Annotated in this window: 19 protein-coding genes and 3 riboswitches; of the genes, 9 read left to right on the forward strand and 10 right to left on the reverse strand. The window is 46.3% G+C overall.

The window, feature by feature from the left end; translation table 11 throughout:
• Nucleotides 1–56: 56 nt before the first annotated feature.
• The 3 genes from BFW96_RS01185 (at nt 57) to BFW96_RS01195 (ending at nt 3266) form a co-directional block, all read left to right on the forward strand.
• Entirely contained in the window at nt 57–2117 is a 2061-nt protein-coding gene (locus BFW96_RS01185; RefSeq protein WP_069838406.1) for a catalase, read from the forward strand.
• Nucleotides 2118–2166: 49 nt separating this feature from the next.
• Nucleotides 2167–2451, forward strand: coding sequence for a hypothetical protein (locus BFW96_RS01190; protein WP_069838407.1), 285 nt, complete (start codon nt 2167–2169; stop codon nt 2449–2451).
• Nucleotides 2452–2594: 143 nt separating this feature from the next.
• Complete coding sequence (locus BFW96_RS01195; protein WP_040081349.1) at nt 2595–3266, forward strand: DUF3298 and DUF4163 domain-containing protein; 672 nt, start codon at nt 2595–2597, stop codon at nt 3264–3266.
• Between the two features lie 41 nt (nt 3267–3307).
• Here BFW96_RS01195 and BFW96_RS01200 read toward each other — a convergent pair whose 3' ends face one another.
• Nucleotides 3308–4501, reverse strand: coding sequence for a NupC/NupG family nucleoside CNT transporter (locus tag BFW96_RS01200; RefSeq protein WP_014665943.1), 1194 nt, complete (start codon nt 4499–4501; stop codon nt 3308–3310).
• Between the two features lie 127 nt (nt 4502–4628).
• A riboswitch (purine riboswitch) is annotated at nt 4629–4730 on the reverse strand.
• A 152-nt stretch (nt 4731–4882) separates the two neighbouring features.
• On the opposite strand from BFW96_RS01200, the gene BFW96_RS01205 reads away from it, so the two are divergent.
• From BFW96_RS01205 to BFW96_RS01235, 6 genes are all read left to right on the forward strand, one after another.
• Nucleotides 4883–5635: a (S)-benzoin forming benzil reductase gene (locus tag BFW96_RS01205; protein ID WP_040081350.1), complete on the forward strand. Its 753-nt coding sequence runs from the start codon at nt 4883–4885 to the stop codon at nt 5633–5635.
• Between the two features lie 195 nt (nt 5636–5830).
• Nucleotides 5831–6679 (forward strand): methyltransferase domain-containing protein, encoded by an 849-nt coding sequence (locus BFW96_RS01210; RefSeq protein WP_069838408.1) that lies wholly within the window; start codon nt 5831–5833, stop codon nt 6677–6679.
• Between the two features lie 150 nt (nt 6680–6829).
• Complete coding sequence (locus tag BFW96_RS01220; RefSeq protein WP_069838409.1) at nt 6830–8245, forward strand: GntP family permease; 1416 nt, start codon at nt 6830–6832, stop codon at nt 8243–8245.
• Between the two features lie 23 nt (nt 8246–8268).
• Nucleotides 8269–8985, forward strand: a complete 717-nt coding sequence (locus BFW96_RS01225; protein WP_069838410.1) for a CoA transferase subunit A — start codon at nt 8269–8271, stop codon at nt 8983–8985.
• Complete coding sequence (locus BFW96_RS01230) at nt 8982–9632, forward strand: CoA transferase subunit B (protein ID WP_014665937.1); 651 nt, start codon at nt 8982–8984, stop codon at nt 9630–9632. Before BFW96_RS01225 ends, BFW96_RS01230 begins: the two co-directional genes overlap by 4 nt.
• 16 nt (nt 9633–9648) lie before the next feature.
• On the forward strand, nt 9649–10422 hold the full coding sequence (locus tag BFW96_RS01235; protein ID WP_069838411.1) for a 3-hydroxybutyrate dehydrogenase: 774 nt from the start codon (nt 9649–9651) through the stop codon (nt 10420–10422).
• Between the two features lie 49 nt (nt 10423–10471).
• Here the strand turns inward: BFW96_RS01235 and BFW96_RS01240 are convergent, their stop codons facing one another.
• From BFW96_RS01240 to BFW96_RS01280, 9 genes are all read right to left on the reverse strand, one after another.
• A complete protein-coding gene (locus BFW96_RS01240) occupies nt 10472–11608 on the reverse strand; it encodes a 5-methyltetrahydropteroyltriglutamate--homocysteine S-methyltransferase (protein ID WP_069838412.1) in 1137 nt (378 codons plus the stop codon).
• Between the two features lie 77 nt (nt 11609–11685).
• A riboswitch (SAM riboswitch) is annotated at nt 11686–11792 on the reverse strand.
• A 61-nt stretch (nt 11793–11853) separates the two neighbouring features.
• Nucleotides 11854–12981 carry a 5-methyltetrahydropteroyltriglutamate--homocysteine S-methyltransferase gene (locus tag BFW96_RS01245; protein ID WP_069838772.1) on the reverse strand — a complete coding sequence of 376 codons (1128 nt, stop codon included), beginning with the start codon at nt 12979–12981 and terminating at the stop codon, nt 11854–11856.
• A gap of 81 nt (nt 12982–13062) precedes the next feature.
• Nucleotides 13063–13169, reverse strand: a riboswitch (SAM riboswitch).
• 65 nt (nt 13170–13234) lie between these two features.
• On the reverse strand, nt 13235–13723 hold the full coding sequence (locus tag BFW96_RS01250) for an LURP-one-related/scramblase family protein (RefSeq protein ID WP_014665933.1): 489 nt from the start codon (nt 13721–13723) through the stop codon (nt 13235–13237).
• Between the two features lie 129 nt (nt 13724–13852).
• Entirely contained in the window at nt 13853–14131 is a 279-nt protein-coding gene (locus tag BFW96_RS20880; RefSeq protein ID WP_080478290.1) for a hypothetical protein, read from the reverse strand.
• 277 nt (nt 14132–14408) lie between these two features.
• Nucleotides 14409–14534 (reverse strand): hypothetical protein, encoded by a 126-nt coding sequence (locus BFW96_RS22000; protein WP_014665931.1) that lies wholly within the window; start codon nt 14532–14534, stop codon nt 14409–14411.
• 105 nt (nt 14535–14639) lie between these two features.
• Complete coding sequence (pepT, locus tag BFW96_RS01265) at nt 14640–15872, reverse strand: peptidase T (RefSeq protein WP_069838413.1); 1233 nt, start codon at nt 15870–15872, stop codon at nt 14640–14642.
• A 49-nt stretch (nt 15873–15921) separates the two neighbouring features.
• Entirely contained in the window at nt 15922–16578 is a 657-nt protein-coding gene (gene yxjL, locus BFW96_RS01270; protein WP_069838414.1) for a two-component system response regulator YxJL, read from the reverse strand.
• Entirely contained in the window at nt 16565–17785 is a 1221-nt protein-coding gene (locus BFW96_RS01275; protein WP_069838415.1) for a sensor histidine kinase, read from the reverse strand. Before BFW96_RS01275 ends, yxjL begins: the two co-directional genes overlap by 14 nt.
• A 17-nt stretch (nt 17786–17802) precedes the next feature.
• Entirely contained in the window at nt 17803–18276 is a 474-nt protein-coding gene (locus BFW96_RS01280; RefSeq protein ID WP_069838416.1) for a CcdC protein domain-containing protein, read from the reverse strand.
• Nucleotides 18277–18480: the final 204 nt, after the last annotated feature.

Below are 18480 nucleotides of genomic sequence, written 5' to 3' on the forward strand. Positions count from 1 at the left end.
GGACGCCACGGGTAAATGTGCTGTAGAATGTTTCGTTTTAAAAAGGGGGAACAGACATGAGTGATGATCAAAATAAACGTGTAAATGAACACTCAAAGGACGAGCAGCTTGAACAGTACAGGACCGATAACAGCGGGAAGAAAATGACGACAAACCAAGGCTTGCGGGTGTCAGAGGATGAGCATTCGTTAAAAGCCGGGGTTCGCGGCCCGACGCTGATGGAGGATTTTCACTTCCGGGAGAAAATGACGCACTTTGACCATGAGAGGATTCCGGAGCGCGTTGTGCATGCGCGCGGGTATGGCGTGCATGGCTTTTTTCAGGTTTACGAGCCAATGACCGAGTATACACGGGCCAAATTTCTTCAGGACCCTTCAGTGAAGACACCGGTATTTGTCCGTTTCTCTACGGTTGCGGGTTCTAAAGGCTCCGCAGACACGGTGCGGGATGCCAGAGGCTTTGCGACAAAGTTTTATACTGAAGAAGGAAATTATGACCTTGTGGGAAATAATATTCCGGTGTTTTTCATTCAGGACGCGATCAAATTTCCGGATTTGGTTCACGCATTTAAGCCTGAGCCACACAATGAAATGCCTCAGGCTGCGACTGCTCACGATACGTTTTGGGATTTTGTCGCCAATAACCCTGAGTCGGCTCACATGGTGATGTGGACGATGTCAGACAGAGGCATTCCGCGCAGCTACAGAATGATGGAAGGCTTCGGCGTCCACACGTTCCGTTTTGTCAATGAGCAAGGGAAGGCGCGTTTCGTGAAATTCCATTGGAAACCGGTGCTCGGCGTGCATTCTCTCGTATGGGATGAAGCGCAAAAAATTGCCGGGAAAGATCCCGATTTCCACCGCCGCGATCTGTGGGAAACAATTGAAAACGGCGGCACGGTTGAATACGAGCTTGGCGTGCAGATGATTGACGAAGAGGATGAATTCAAGTTTGATTTTGATATTCTTGACCCGACCAAACTGTGGCCGGAAGAGCTCGTGCCAGTGAAAATCATTGGGAAAATGACGCTGAACCGCAACCAGGATAATGTGTTTGCGGAAACAGAACAGGTCGCATTCCACCCTGGAAATGTCGTCCCGGGCATCGACTTTACAAATGACCCGCTCCTGCAGGGACGGCTTTTCTCTTATACAGATACACAGCTCATCCGCCTTGGCGGCCCGAACTTCCATGAGCTTCCGATTAACCGGCCGGTATGTCCATTCCATAACAACCAGTATGACGGCTATCACCGGATGACGATCAATAAGGGACCTGTCGCTTATCATAAAAACTCTCTGCAAAACAATGATCCGTCGCCTGCGACAGCTGAAGAAGGCGGATACGTCCACTATCAGGAAAAAGTCGAGGGCAAAAAAATCCGCCAGCGAAGCGACAGCTTCAACGATTATTACTCACAGGCGAAGCTGTTCTGGAACAGCATGTCTCCTGTGGAGAAGCAGCACATTATTTCTGCTTTCTGCTTCGAGGTCGGGAAGGTCAAAAGCAAAGACGTCCAGCGGCAGGTCGTTGATGTCTTCAGCAATGTCGATGAAGATTTGGCGCAAGAAATCGCCAAAGGAGTAGGTGTGGCGGCGCCAGCGAAGCGTAAAGCATCTAAAGAAATTCTTACTTCGCCTGCGTTAAGCCAAGCCCGTACAGTGAAAACCGCGTCAACAAGAAAAGTCGCTGTACTTGCTGGAAACGGATTTCACGAAAAAGAGCTGCAAACAGTGCTGGATGCTTTAAAGAATGAAGGAGTTACAGTGGATATCATCAGTCAAAATCTAGGGTATATGACAAGCGACACCGGACAGCAGCTGGAGGCCGGCGGCACGTTTCTTACTGTTGACTCTGTTCTGTATGATGCCGTCTATGCCGCAGGAGGGCCGGAGTTAAAAGACAACAAACAAGCGATGGCGTTTATCAGGGAAGCTTACGATCACTACAAGGCGATCGGTGCGGCAAATGAAGGAATTGACCTTCTTCAATCCTCTGTCGGAACAACAGAGGGACCAGGCATCGTGACGGCTAAAGATGAATCTGACTACACCGCATTCAGCAAGGCATTTATTGATGCGGTTGCCGCTCATCGCCATTGGGATAGACGAATTTGATCGGCTCCTGTATCTTAAAGAAAGATACTTTTCATAAGGAGCATGACAAATGAACGAAAAACAGCTCGCTGAAGCTTACGAACGCGATGAAAATATGATGATTTTGGTGTTTGCCCAATGGTGCGTGAACCATGACCTTGATCCGATGGAGCTGTACGCCAAAGCGTATCCGCAGCAAAGGCTGAATGAAAGCTTGAAAAAAACCATGGACGATCTGGTCGTGCCAAAACACGAAGCAGAGCACATTCCGAACCAGACTGTCATTGCGGTATTAGAGATGTTCGGAAATACAGATTTGGCACAAGCTGTTCATGAAGCGATTTCCGGGCGATAAAAAAGAGACATTCTGTGTCTCTTTTTTAGTGGGAAAAATCATGCTGTTAGACCTAGAAACTTCTTTCGACTTAATCAGTCTATAAAAGTGTGAATTGCTTAAATAAGGGAATGATAAACAGCGACATCAAAGGAGGAGATCGAATGAAGTGGAAAAACATACTGAAAGCTGCGGGGATTGCAGTCTTGCTTTTTTCCGTATTTGCATATGCAGCCCCATCTTTAAACGCAGTTCAAACGAAAAAACCAACTGTCAGCACCCATACGTACAAAAAAATCAAGGAATTAAAGTATCCACAAGTGCATCACATCGGGAATGCGGCTTTTGAAAAGAAAATCAATCAAGAGCTGAAAGCCTACATTGAACAATCGTATCAGGAATATCTGAAAAACAAAAAAGCAGGTGAACAACAAGGCTTCAAAACGGAATATCAAACATCCTTCAGCGTCAAGTACAATGCGGCGGGCAAGCTCAGCATTCAAACGCTCAATTATATCTATTCAGGTGGCGCCCATGGTTTAACGTCTGTTCAGTCTTTCAACTATGACTTGAACACACAAAAGCGCGTGACGCTGAATCAGATTCTGAACACCAAAACAAAAGTCAGCAAAACGAGAGATTATCTGTATAGTTATATCAAAAAACACGATGAGCTGTTTTTCCCTGATGTAAAGAAAGAGGATATCACCCTAAACCAAAACACAATGTTTTACTTTACGGCAAATGGGATCGCCATCGTCTTCGGCCAGTATGACTTGGGGCCTTATGTAGCAGGAATTCGGGATGTGCAGGTTCCAGCCTCTATTTATCAATAATCAAAAGAGCCATATCCGAAAAGGGATATGGCTCAATGTTTCTACCACACAAACAGGCCGACAATCGCAGCACTTAATAAAGATACCGCAATTCCGCTGACGAGGAGCTTCCACACGTTTCTCCCGATGACCGTTGACTTTTCTCCGTCAAGGATCGAGTTGTACGTGCCGTAAATCATGCCGACCGTACTGAAGTTTGCGAAGGACGTCAGGAATGTCGTCGCCACCGCAACGGTGTGAGGCGGAAGGGATTTGAGATTGTTTTTCAAGTCAAGCATCGCAACAAACTCGTTCGTTGCCAATTTCATGCCCATCAGCTGAGCAACATACATCGCATCATGCACTGGCAATCCAAGCAGGAATGCGAACGGACTGAACAGATAAGCAAAAATCGTCTGGATGGTCAGGCCGTGTACGAAAACGCCAAGAATGCCATTCACTGCTGACGTTAGTGCGACATATCCGATCACCATGGCCAAGATTACGATAACCATGTTCATGCCGACAAGCATACTGTTAGAAATCGTAGAGAAAAAGTCTTTCTTTTCTTCTTTAGGCGGTGTATAGATGATATCTTCATCCTCCGGCACGTGAACAGGGTTCAGCAGGTTTGCGATAATCAGCGCATTTAAGCAGTTTAAAGGAATCGCTGTAAACACGTATGTCGCCGGCACCATTGACAGGTAAGATCCGATAATAGAGCCGCTGATGCTGCTCATGCTCATTAAACCGAATGTAAGCAGGCGGTTGTTATTTAATACCGTAAGCTGCTGGCGGATGACCGCAAGTGCCTCGGTATTTCCCAGGAACATCATTTGAATAGAGAAAAAGCTTTCTAATTTCGGCAAGCGGGAAGCCTTTGAAATCACCCATCCGATTTTATCAATCAGCCAAGGCAAAATTCCGAAATATGTTAGAATATCAAAGAATGTGACGATAAAGATAATTGGAAGAAGCGCACTAAAGAAAAAGTCTACTGTTTCATTCGCCATCACTGACGGAAAGGCAAACGCGATACCGTCACTGGCGCAAGCAATCAGCCAAGTGAAGAAATCACCAATTTTACCGATGGCCCAGCTTCCGACTTTTGTTCCCAGCATAAACCAAGTAATCAGCAATTCCAGAACAATTAATGTCATGATCGGGCGCCACTTGATTTTCTTTTTCTGCGGAGAACATAGGAATACAACTGCCATAATCACAATGAGACCAACAAGGTTTAGTAAAAAGTACATGATAGCAACTCCTATGAGGGTTATTATGGAAACAAAAAAAGCTCTTATCCTTCACAAATTCTGGAAGTGCAGAAAGTGTGAAAAATAAGAGCAAACAGAAAAGAACTTGTCCTTTTCAACTCGTTCAAATTTATTCAAACTTTCTTGTAGTCTAGTTTTTTACGGTTACTAGGTAGAAACAATCAGACCATATTACTGATCATATACAAGAATGTCTTTTTCTAAGATGATAGCAGTATTTTATCCTTTCACTTTTTGAAAATCAACCTTTTTAACTATTTTCACAATAATAAAATTTATATTCTGAAATGAGAAAATAAAGGAAAAACATGCTGGATTGCTATGTTGATATGATGATTGAAAATCAGGAGGGGAAAAATAATGAAGCATATTATCATTACGGGCACGTCAAGAGGAATTGGAGAAGCCTTAGCCCAAAAGCTCATCGATTCTAACCATCGGCTGTATTGTATATCAAGACGTCCTAATCAAAACCTGATAGATCAGGACAACCATATGCAATATTACTCGTTCGACCTCAAAGAGACCCACAAAATTGAAGCATTTTTTCAAAATTTGTTTGCACATATCAAACGAGATCCGCATCCGGAAGGCATTTATTTGATCAATAATGCCGGCGTGCTGTCACCTGTGGCGCCGATAGAACATAATAAAGCGGAGGATATTGCCCGGCATATGCAGATCAATTTAATTGCTCCGATGGTTATGACCTCCCATTTTGTGCAGCACACGAAGCACATCGAAACGGATAAGCGAATCATGAATATCTCGTCAGCCTCTGCCAAATATTTAATGCCCTCACAAAGCTGTTACAGCACGTCAAAAGCGGGGCTGGATTCCTTTACGAAAAGCATCAATTTAGAACAGGAGAATCAGCGGAATCCAGTGAAAATCGCAGCGGTTTATCCCGGGGTGGTGGACACTCGGCTGCAAACTGAAATCCGCTCCGTCCGCAAAGAAGATTTTCCTTATGTTGATGAATTCATTCAGTTAGAGAAAGCGGGGAAATTACAGTCTCCTGAAGAAACCGCAGACGCATTACTTCATTTTCTGAATCAGGATGACTTTGGAAAACAAGCAGTCGTTGAACATCTCATTCCGGTTTCTGGATAATTGTTGTATGATAGGAGAGGGGAAACCCATACAGCAAAAAGGGAGTTTTTTTCATGATTATCCAATTCATTCGTTATAGATAATGACAGGTGTAGACAAACTGCCAGACCTGGCCAATTTTTGAGATAGGCCCAGGTTTATTTGTCTATGCCTTTTTCATTTATCTAAAAATGAATGAATGAGGTGTTTTTTATCATGAAGCAAACAGTTGATTTCAGCTTGTTTCGATGTCCGCTCTGCGGTTCTTCCATGGATGCGGCATCAGGAAAAAGCTTGATTTGTACAGAACGGCGGCATACATTTGATTTATCTCGGCACGGCTACGTGAACTTCCTGACAAAGCCGGTCAAATCCGGTTACGGTGCCGAGCTTTTTGAAGCGAGGAGCAGGCTGATTGGAGAATGTGGTTTTTTTGAGCCGCTCCATGATACGATAGCAGAACTCATCAGCCATCCCAAATCCGGTCAAGAGGCATTCACCATCCTGGACAGCGGTTGCGGGGAGGGTTCTCATTTGAATGCGCTTTGCGGGTTTGATTATGCAGGGAAAGCAGCGATGGGAATCGGCATCGATCTTTCGAAGGATGGGATCTTAAAAGCTTCTAAGGCATTCAAAGATCAGATGTGGGCGGTTGCCGATGTGGCGCGTGCTCCTTTTCATGATCGCCAATTTGATGTTGTTCTGTCTATTTTTTCGCCGTCCAATTATGCAGAGTTTCATAGACTGCTGAAGAATGATGGCATGCTCATAAAAGTAGTGCCGCGAAGCGATTATTTAATAGAATTAAGGCAATTTTTATATACTGATTCACCAAGGCGTACGTACTCTAATGCGGCAGCTGTTGAGCGTTTTACAGCACATGCGGCGCACAGCCGTCCTGTCAGGCTCCGCTATATCAAAACGCTTGACCGGCAGGCGATCCACTGGCTTCTCAAGATGACGCCGCTTGCCTGGTCGGCGCCGAAAGACCGAGTCAGCCTGCTGAAAGAAATGACATCAGCCGATATTACGGTTGATGTTGATATCCTAATAGGAATGAAATGAATGGCAGAGGAAAGCTCCGAAAAAAGGGGCTTTCCTTTTTTAATCGGAATAGTTGGCCCACACTTCTCGTACATATGGAAAGGGGACGGAAACAGCCGATGCGGACAGGTTTTGTAAACGCTTTCTAGTTGACAGAAATGGGGGATGTGTGTGGAACTGATCATCATTCTATTGGCGTTAGGTTTGCTGATGTTTACGGCGTATCGGGGATTTTCTGTCATATTGTTTGCGCCGATTTGCGCGTTATTCGCGGTGCTGCTGACAGATCCAAGCCATGTGCTTCCTTTTTTCTCATCAATTTTTATGGAGAAGATGGCGGGGTTTATTAAGCTGTATTTCCCAGTGTTTTTGCTCGGTGCGATTTTTGGAAAGGTCGTTGAAATGGCCGGACTTGCGGCATCGATCGCGAAAACGATTGTCAGGCTTGTCGGGGCAAAAAGAGCGATACTTGCCATTGTGCTGATGGGCGCTGTCTTGACGTACAGCGGCGTCAGCCTGTTTGTTGTCGTATTTGCCGTATATCCTTTTGCGAAAAACATGTTCCAAGAAGCAAACATACCGAAACGCCTCATCCCGGGAACGATTGCTTTAGGGGCTTTTACGTTTACGATGGACGCGCTTCCGGGAACGCCGCAAATCCAAAATGTCATTCCGACGGCGTTTTTCAAAACAGACATTTATGCCGCCCCTTGGCTGGGTTTGATGGGCGCAGTCATTGTGCTGGCAGCTGGGATGCTCTATTTGGAATCAAGGCGGAAAAAAGCGCAGGCATCTGGCGAGGGTTATGGCGGTTTTGATTCGCTGAATGCTGCTCCTGAATCGACTGAGTCCCGTGCTAAACCGGACAAAAGCCCGATTCGGGATGCACTTGCCTTTGTCCCGCTTATTCTTGTCGGTGCAGTGAATAAATGCTTCACCATTTACCTGCCAAAGTGGTATCCGAATGGATTTGATTTTTCCTCCATAGGATTAAAGGAGTTCGGCAGGCTTGATATTTCTTCTGCCGCTGCCATTTGGTCGGTGGAGATTGCTTTAGTGATCGGCATCATCACAACGATTTTATTTGATTGGAGAAGCGTGTTTGGTCAAATAAAGGAAGGGCTGAATGAAGGGATCGGCGGAGCCTTGCTGGCATCTATGAATACGGGTGCCGAGTATGGGTTCGGCGGCATTATCGCCGCGCTGCCGGGATTTCATAAGCTGAGCAGCGGAATTTCTCATACTTTTACCGATCCGCTTGTCAATGGCGCCGTTACGACAACTGCGCTGGCGGGAATCACCGGCTCGGCTTCAGGTGGCATGGGCATTGCGCTAAGCGCGATGTCAGAGCAGTACTTACAGGCGATTCAGGCTTACAATATTCCGCCGGAGGTGATGCATCGAGTCATTTCAATGGCGTCAGGCGGGATGGACACACTGCCGCATAATGGCGCCGTCATTACGCTTCTGGCTGTGACGGGACTGACTCACAGGCAATCGTATCGCGATATTTTTGCGATCACGCTCATCAAAACGGCTGCCGTATTTGCTGTGATCGCGATTTACAGCCTGACCGGCCTAGTGTAAGAGAAAACGAAAGGGGCATCAATATGGGAAAAGTGTTGTCATCTACTAAAGAAGCTGCGAAATTGATTCATGATGGAGATACGCTGATTGCGGGAGGGTTTGGGCTGTGCGGCATTCCTGAACAGCTCATTTTGGCGATAAGAGATCAGGGAGTAAAGGATTTAACCGTTGTCAGCAACAATTGCGGAGTTGATGACTGGGGGCTCGGTTTGCTTTTGGCTAATAGGCAAATCAAGAAAATGATCGCATCCTATGTCGGTGAAAATAAAATTTTTGAGCGGCAGTTTTTAAGCGGAGAGCTTGAGGTCGAGCTTGTTCCCCAAGGAACGCTCGCCGAGAGAATTCGTGCAGGCGGTGCGGGCATACCGGGATTTTATACGGCGACAGGCGTCGGCACCACCATAGCCGAGGGAAAAGAACATAAAACATTCGGCGGCCGGACATATGTGCTGGAGCGAGGCATTACCGGCGATGTGGCGATCGTCAAAGCGTGGAAAGCGGACACCATGGGCAATTTGGTTTTTCGGAAAACGGCGAGAAATTTCAATCCCGTTGCCGCCATGGCAGGCAAGATCACGATTGCCGAGGCGGAAGAAATCGTGGAAGCGGGAGAGCTCGATCCAGATCATATCCATACGCCGGGAATTTACGTACAGCATGTCGTGCTTGGTACGAGCCAAGAAAAACGGATTGAAAAGCGAACAGTTCAGCAAGCATCGGGAAAGGGTGAGACGAAGTGAAGGAAGCGAGAAAACGGATGGTCAAACGGGCTGTACAAGAAATCAAGGACGGCATGAATGTGAATCTCGGGATTGGAATGCCGACGCTTGTCGCAAATGAGATACCCGATGGCGTTCACGTCATGCTTCAGTCGGAAAACGGCCTGCTCGGAATCGGCCCCTATCCTTTGGAAGGGACGGAAGACGCGGATTTGATCAATGCGGGGAAGGAAACAATTACCGAAGTGACGGGCGCTTCTTATTTTGACAGCGCTGAGTCATTCGCGATGATAAGAGGCGGGCATATCGATTTGGCTATCCTTGGCGGAATGGAGGTTTCGGAGCAGGGTGATTTGGCCAATTGGATGATCCCGGGCAAAATGGTAAAAGGGATGGGCGGCGCCATGGATCTCGTCAACGGGGCGAAGCGGATTGTTGTCATCATGGAGCATGTCAATAAGCATGGCGAATCAAAGGTAAAAAAAACATGCTCTCTGCCGCTGACAGGCCAGAAAGTCGTGCACAGGCTGATTACGGATTTGGCTGTTTTTGATTTTGTGAACGGCCGCATGACACTGACGGAGCTTCAGGATGGCGTCACAATTGAAGAGGTTTATGAAAAAACAGAAGCGAATTTCGCTGTAAGCCAGTCTGTACTCAATTCTTAATGGGAAGGTGTTTGACATGAGAAAACAAGTCGCCTTGGTGACTGGGGCTGCCGGCGGAATCGGATTCGAAATGGCAAGAGAATTCGCCCGTGAAGGCGCCAGCGTCATCGTTTCAGACCTCCGTCAGGAAGCATGCGAAAAAGCAGCCTTCAAGCTTGCAGAAGAAGGCTTTGACGCGGCGGCCATTTCGTGTGATGTGACAAAGGAAGCACAAGTTGCTGATATGGTGGACGCCATCCAAAAACGATACGGCCGCTTGGATATTTTGGTGAACAATGCCGGTATACAGCACGTCGCCCCGATTGAAGAGTTTCCGACAGAAACCTTTGAACTGCTGATCAAGGTTATGCTGACGGCGCCCTTTATTGCAATGAAGCATGTTTTTCCGATCATGAAAAAACAGCAGTATGGCAGAATCATTAATATCGCGTCTGTTAATGGCTTAGTCGGTTTTGCGGGAAAATCCGCTTATAATAGCGCCAAGCATGGCGTCATTGGACTCACAAAAGTCGGTGCGCTGGAAGGCGCGCCCCACGGCATTACAGTCAATGCGCTCTGTCCGGGTTATGTCGATACCCAGCTTGTCCGCAATCAGCTTAGCGATCTATCAAAAGCAAGAAATGTCCCTTACGACTCGGTACTTGAAGAGGTCATTTTTCCGCTTGTGCCGCAAAAACGGCTTCTTTCCGTCAAGGAAATTGCGGATTATGCCGTGTTTTTAGCAAGCGAGAAGACGAAGGGCGTCACTGGGCAGGCTGTCGTCCTTGATGGGGGCTACACCGCACAATAACATAAAAAACACACTTGCTCCGCTAGGAATCAAGTGTGTTTTTCTTTGCTTATTTCCAAACATCATTCGCGATCTCAACCACATGGCGGAGCTTCGCCCATTGCTGTTCTTCAGTCAGCTTGTTGCCTTCCTCAGTTGAAGCGAATCCGCATTGAGGGCTGAGGCAAAGCTGGTCTAAGCTGACATAACGGGACGCTTCTTCGATACGGCGTTTCACGTCATCCGGATGTTCAAGCTCACCGAATTTAGATGTCACTAAACCAAGAACAAGCTGAAGATCAGACCGTTTCACATAACGGAGCGGCTCAAATCCGCCTGAGCGCGAATCATCATACTCTAAGAAAAGGCCGTCAAGATTCAAGCCGTCAAAAATGGTTTCGGCTGCTGCGTCATAGCCGCCTTCTGCTGTCCAAGTGGACTGGAAGTTGCCGCGGCAAATATGCATGGTTACCGTCAAGTCATCCGGACGGTCTGCAATCGCGTCATTAATGGATTTCGCAAACAGCTGGCGAAGCTCGTCAGGCGTTGTTCCGAACGCTTCGATTTGTTTTAAGCCTTTTTCTGATAAGAAAACGGCCCACGCCGTATCATCAAGCTGGAGGTAGCGGCAGCCTCTGTCATAAAACGCTTGAATCGCTTTTTTATATGCTTTGGATACATCATGCTGGAAAAGATGATAGTCGTTTTTATACGCATCCTTTTCCAGTTTTCCGCGGAAAAACAGCATATTCGGGCTTGGAATCGTCATTTTTGGCGTCGCGTCACCAGCAATGCTATGGAGAAATGAATAATCTTCAAGCATTGGATGAGTTGAAAAATCGATATCACCTGTGACTTTAATGCCGCGTGCTTTTGTCTGTACGTTATGGAATTGGATTCCGTGCTCAGGAGTAAACGGCTCAACGCCATCTAAGTTTTCAAGGAAATCAAAGTGCCACCACGCTCTGCGGAATTCACCGTCTGTCACGACGTTCAGGCCGGTTTCCTTCTGTTTCTCCACAATGCGGATGATTTCATCGTTTTCGATCTGGCGAAGCTGCTCAGCCGTAATATCGCCGGCCGCTTTTTGCAGCCGCGCTTTTTTGACGGGCTCAGATCTCAGCAGGCTTCCGACTTGATCCGCGCGAAACGGCGGTTTTTTTCTTTGAAGTGATTTTTGTTCTGCGGGTGTTGTTTGTTGTGACATGTTGTCCATTCCTTCTTTCCATTCAAATATAAAAAAGCTCTTCCTTTGGATAAGGAAGAGCTTGCGTGACAATCTCAACCTTATCTTCAAGAGCAATCATTGCTCTAAAGGATTTAGCACCATTCTGTTAAACAGCGGTTGCCGGGTATCGCAGGGCCAGTCCCTCCACCTCTCTTGATAAGGAAAACCTTTTTATGAAATTTTCTGATAGTATCTATTATTCACACATTTTCTATTTCTGTCAATCACACATCGTTGGCGATGTCGATGACATGGCGAAGCTTGGCCCATTGCTGTTCCTCTGTCAAAAGGTTGCCTTCTTCTGTAGAGGCGAAACCGCACTGCGGGCTGAGGCATAGCTGATCCAAGCTGACAAAACGCGCCGCTTCATTGATACGGCGTTTCACATCCTCAGGATTTTCAAGCTCGCCGTATTTCGATGTGATCAAGCCGAGCACGATTTGCAGATCCTTGCGTTTCACAAAACGGAGCGGATCGAAGTTTCCGGAGCGGTCATCATCGTATTCCAAGAACAGGCCGTCAAGGTTTAAGCCGTCCAAAATCGTTTCCGCTACAGCGTCGTACCCTCCCGATGCCGCCCAGGTTGAGCGGAAGTTGCCGCGGCAAATGTGCATTGTGATCGTTAAATCATCAGGCCGGTCTGCCACTGCATCGTTAATCGTTTTGGCAAACAAGGCGGGCAATGTTTCTGGATTGCCTCCGAGCGCCCGGACAACCTCTCTGCCTTTTTCCTCAAAGAAGAGAGACCATGACGTATCATCAAGCTGGAGATAACGGCAGCCAACATCATAGAAGGCTTTGATTGCCTTTTTGTACGCTTGGGCCAAATCATGAAAATATTCCTCTTGATCGTCATAGATGCCTTTATCCGCCTTTTCGCCAAAAAACAGCATATTCGGACTCGGAATCGTCAGCTTTGGTGTCGCGCCACCGGCAACTTCATGTAAAAATTGATAATCAGCAAGTGCTGGGTGGCTCGTAAAATCGAGTTTTCCCGTCACTTTGATGCTGCGCGCTTTCGTTTTCGCGTTATGGAACTGAATCCCCTCAGCCGGGATGAACGGCTCCACTCCGTCAAGCCCTTCCAGGAAGTCATAATGCCACCAGGAACGGCGGAATTCCCCGTCTGTTACCACTTCAAGACCGATTTCTTTTTGTTTTTCCACGATGCGGGTGATTTCTTGATTTTCGATATCACGAAGCAGTTCCGCTGTCATCTCACCTGCCGCTTTTTTTTGCCGGGCTTCCTTCACCGTAGCGGAACGAAGCAAACTGCCGACGTGATCGGCGCGGAAAGGTGCTTTGCGTTGTTTTTCTGTTTTTTGTCCTGCAACATTCGTTTGGTGAGCCATGTCATTCGCCTCTTTCTGAAATATTGAGCATGTAAAAAGCTCTTCCTTTGTGTAAGGAAGAGCTTGAACGATCAAATCTCCGCCTCATCTGCAAGAACGCAATGTTCTTAAGGATTTAGCACCATTCTGTTTGAAACAGCGGTTGCCGGGTATCATAGGGCCAGTCCCTCCACCTCTCTTGATAAGGTACAACTTCATATTTAAATTTCAATTATCTTAATATTATTACTTTTGGATCAATTGTCAATGCTTTTTAGAAAATACTTTCATCTTCATCGTTATATAAAACCATATCAAGAACGATCGCGATGGCAGTGCAAATCAGAACATCTTCCTCGTTTGCAATCTGCAAATGATAGGAATCACCCCAGCTGAGCCACTTTTTGCTCACTGACATCCGGACATTTTCCCCGTCCGTCAGCTGGAATTCATCCCTCCATAAGTCACCATCGATTTCCCAGTTAAGGCCGGAAATCACAAATTTCGGTTTGAAAAACGTTACTTTCTTCGTTACCTCACAAACCGTTTTCCCACCAATTGAAATCTCATAGCGCGGCAATAAAGACATGAGTTTTTGTTCTATGGAAACGAGCGTTTTACCGGATGAATCTGTCATTTGTAATGAGTCCCCTAACGAGAAAAAACGCCCCTCTACCTTGAAGATTTCTTGTTCATCCCGGTCATAAATGTGGAATGCATCTTTAAATGAGAACATTTTTTGTTTCATAAATAACTCGATCATTGCAGAAGTCTCCTTTTGGATTTGCCTTGTATGAAATTACGGATAGAGGATAAAAAGGTTTCAGGCTCTATCTCAACATAATTTTAAAAGGCTGCGTCATTCCGCAGCCTTTTCGTTTGAAATATAGAATTAGGAAAGATGCATCCGGCGTTTTTGGCGGATAGCGTCAAGGTCGATTAGGTTGTTGTGATGAGATGCGGCTGCTGGAAGAGGGCTTGTCTTTTGCGGTTTGCGGCGATTGTCCTTGCTGAAAGAAAAAAGAAGATAGCCGCATAAAGCGATGATAATAAATAGGATCATATTACATACCTCCCAAAAAAAGTTTTGGTACTCTCTATTGTACGGATAAAAAGTCAAAAAGTATTCAAAAAATTCTAAATCAAATAAAAATAAATAACTGCCCCTCAAAAACAGTCTAACCTGATGACCTGAAAATAGTCTTGAATTATGGTGATTGTTCTTGTTGATGATTGGTTCTATAGTTACTATCGACGATAAAATGAATTCCTTTATATAACTTTTAACCTAAATTAAAGTAATTCAAATTACCTGTTTTTGGATGCCGTTATCTTTCTTAATTAGTTTATACCCTATTTTGCGGAATTGAACACAAAAAACCCAAATTACGGAGCATTTGGGCGGTACGAGAGAATGCGGATTTTGTTTTGGGGATTTGGATGACTGGTCAGAAGAAGCGTTTGAACATTTTTCTGATTTTTTGAAATGGGCTGGATTTCTTTTGCGTGTTAAGCGGCCTGGAAATGATCCATTTTTTCAATAGGCTCTTTGCAGCAATTGCATGTTTTGTCATTGTTTTTCCTCCTCATTTGTTGATACTTGTTTTACGGAGGACGTGTTTAAAATGTTTCATTTTCACATAAAAAAAACCAGCCCTTTTTTGGACTGGCTTTTGGCATTACGCTTGCTCTTCAAACAGCTTTGCAATCTCAACGATGACATTTACGGCTTTGACCATGTTATCAGCTGAGATGTATTCAAATTTGCCGTGGAAGTTTTCCCCGCCGGTAAAGATGTTTGGCGTCGGAAGTCCCATGTAGGATAGCTGCGATCCGTCGGTGCCGCCGCGGATGGGGGAAATTTTCGGTTCGATGCCGAGGTTTTCCATCGCTTGCTTGGCAATGTTGACGATTTCGATGACAGGTTCAATTTTCTCTCTCATGTTGTAGTACTGGTCGTTCATATCCAGCAAAATCCGGTCTTGCCCGTATTCGTTCTGAAGTTCTTCAACGGCGCGCTTCATTGTTTCTTTTCTGCTTTGGAAGTTCTCTTTGTCAAAGTCTCTGATAATGTAGTGAAGCTTTGTTTCCTCTACGTCTCCTTGAATCGACAGCAGATGGTAGAAGCCTTCATAGCCTTCTGTATATTCAGGCGCTTCGTCTGCCGGCAGCAGGCTGTTCAGCTTCATCGCGATTTTCGCAGAGTTGATCATTTTCCCTTTTGCCGTTCCGGGATGAACGTTGTTGCCTTTAATCGTAATTTTCGCGGCAGCGGCATTGAAACTTTCGTATTCAAGCTCGCCGAGCGGGCCGCCGTCAACCGTGTAGGCAAAGGATGCATTAAACCGTTTCACATCAAATTTGTGCGGTCCTCTTCCGATTTCTTCATCAGGCGTAAAGGCGACTCTGATTGTGCCGTGCTTGATTTCTGGGTGTTTGATGAGGTAATCCATGGCCGTCATGATTTCAGCGATACCGGCCTTATTGTCTGCGCCGAGAAGGGTGGTGCCGTCTGTGGTGATGAGTGTGTGGCCCTTATAGCCAGACAGCTCAGGGAATTGATCAGGTGACAGGGTAACCTGCAGCTGTTCGTTAAGAACGATGTCATTACCATCATAGCTTTCGATGATTTGCGGATTCACGTTTTTGCCGGTAAAGTCTGTAGCGGTGTCGACGTGAGCGAGAAAGCCGATTGTCGGCACGTCTTTTTCAGTATTGGAGGGGAGCGTCGCCATGACATAGCCGTTTTCATCAATGGCTGCATCCTGCATGCCGATGGACTTCAACTCATCAACGAGCATGTTTCCTAATGTCAATTGGCCGGGTGTGGAAGGGCAGGTGTCAACGGATTCATCGGACTGTGTGTCGACTTTTACATATGTAGTAAACCGTTCAATGATTTCTTCTTTCATTTCCAATCATCTCCTTTGTCTTATTTTATCATGGCGGGTTGAGAGATTTCTATTGCACAATACCGTTTCGAATGGCAAAAACGACTGCCTGTGTCCGGTCTTGGGCATTGCATTTTTGCAGGATGCGGTGCACGTGGGTTTTCACGGTGCTTTCACTGACGAAAAGCTTTTCCGCAATGTCCTCATTTCTCAGCCCGTAGGCCATTTGCTGAAGAACCTCGAGCTCTCTTTTGGTGAACGGCTCTGCCAGTTCTTCGACATGAGTTTGCTGTTTCGCCCGAAATGTCTCACTAATAATTTTAGCGGCCGTGACTGTGCGGAAAATCGCCTCGCCCTTGGCCGCAGCGCGAATCGCATCTATCAATTCTTCAGGAAGCGCATCCTTCAGCAAATAGCCGACTGCGCCTGCACGGATGCCTTCAAATACATATTCCTCCGTGTCAAAGGTCGTTAAAATGACAATCTTTGTATCTGGAAGGGCGGACATGATGTCTTTCGCCGCTTCGATGCCTGAGCAATGCGGCATCTGGACATCCATGAGGATGACGTCAGGTTTTGTTTGTTTTGCGAGTGCTATAATATCGTGACCGTCGCCGGCCTCGCCAGAAACTGTCATATCCGTCTGGGCGTTGATGACGTACCGGAAGCCTTCACGCACAAGCGGCTGATCATCGGCAAGCGCGACGCGTATTTTATCTTTGTTCATCTTTTTGCTCCTTATTCGTTGTCGTGAGCGGCAATGACAGCTTAATTTGCAGGCCGCTCGGCTGCACGGCGCTAAAGGTAAGAGAACCGCCTGCTTTTTCAGCGCGTTCTTTCATTCCTGTCAGGCCAAATCCATAAGTAAGGCTGCCGGTGAATTGTCCGTCGTCGGTGATTGTGACATAGAGATGGGTCTGGTCGTTAGAAATGACAGTCGCCGCATGAGAAGCGTCGGCGTGACGAATGATATTGGTCAGCGCTTCCTGCAAGATGCGGTAAATCGTTTCGCTTATGTTTTGAGGCCAAAACTCTTCTGACAGTCCGGCAGTATCTAAAGAAACGTGCAAGCCGCTCCGTTCCTCCACTTGATGAATCAGCCCCCGCAAAGCGGTAAGCCCCACCATCGATTCACTACGGCCCATTTGGTGAACGACAGACCGCACTTCTTGAAGACATTCTCTGGCGACACTCAGTACATTTTGAATGACTTTTTCTGGGTCCTCCTCGCTGCTTTTGAGGATATAGGGAAGAGATTGAAGCTGAACAATCACAGAAGTCAGCTCATGGCCGATGCTGTCATGAATGTCTCGGGCAATTCTTGTACGCTCCTCGAGGACCGCGTACCTTAATGAAAGAACAGAGGCCTCCTGCAGCTCTGCATGCGCTTTCTGGAGTTCTTGATGAGCATGCTCCAGCTGCACATGCATTTTCGCCAATTCAGCATGATTTCGATCAGCCTCCTTTCTCGCTTCTCGTCTGAAACGCATGGAGGAGAAGAGGACGTACAACCCGATCATGATCGAGATGTTGCTGACGATATCGTCCCAGCTGGTGTCAAAAACAGTATACAAAAAGAAAACATTGCCCCCAATTAGGCACACTGTAAAGATCAAAGACAGCCGTGCAGGGAGCTTTATGGCCGCATAAACCATTAAAAATACGAGTAAGAAAAAGGCGGCTCCCTGCTCTTGGCCGGAAACAGCCCAAAGAAAAACGGTCAGGAGCCAAAGCCCGACGAATATGCTCAAATGAACAGCAGTGGATGCCACATAGGGAATGACCCAAATGAATGCTAAGTACACCGCAAATACAAATGCCAACAAGATGGGGTCAGCTTTGGCTGGGTGAGATAAAAACTGTATGCAATTCAAAATGAGAATAAGGCTCGGCACAAGCTTCTTGTAGTGCCGAGCCGGAGATAGTCCGTTCATGCTGGTCCTTCTTTCAGTTATTGAATGGATACTTTGCCAGCGGTCAGCCGTCTGTATGCTTTATAAAGCATAATGTTACGGGCTGTGATGGTGCCGAGGGGAATGAAGAACATAGAATGAATAATGGCAATAAACATCTCGTTGCTCTCAGGAAGCCATGTTCTCGCGGCCATGCGCAAAGAAAGTATCACTAGAATGAGAATAACACTTCCAAGGGAGCCGCGTGAAGTGACCTTTCCGGTTTCCGGGTGAATCCGCACGTTTACCATCTTTCCAATGCCAAATCCGCAGGCCAGCCCGATCAGTAATAAAATGCCGCTGATCGCCACATGTAATACGGAATGAAAATACGCCGGCTGAAACGATGCGGATACGCCCCATAAGAGCAGCAGCGGAATGATCAGCAACTTCCCGGGTCTGACAGTTCTCTCCCGGTACATCGATAAAATAATAAGAATAAAGACAATCAAAATAGATGGGCTCATCGCCATGTCATCAAATCCTTTCTGCATTAAGCATAGCGAAAATAGGAAAGAAAAACGTCAACCGGCAGATTGATTTTTCAGCTGATAGACTTGTTCGAGCTGCATAAAGGTATGAAAATGCAGATAATATATGAAGAAACTATTAATAAACGATTAAACTTCTTGAAAATGGATGTGGACCGGTTCTAAACACTATATAATGAAATCAGG

It is taken from the genome of Bacillus sp. F56 (assembly GCF_001748205.1).
GTDB classification, from domain to species: domain Bacteria; phylum Bacillota; class Bacilli; order Bacillales; family Bacillaceae; genus Bacillus; species Bacillus stercoris.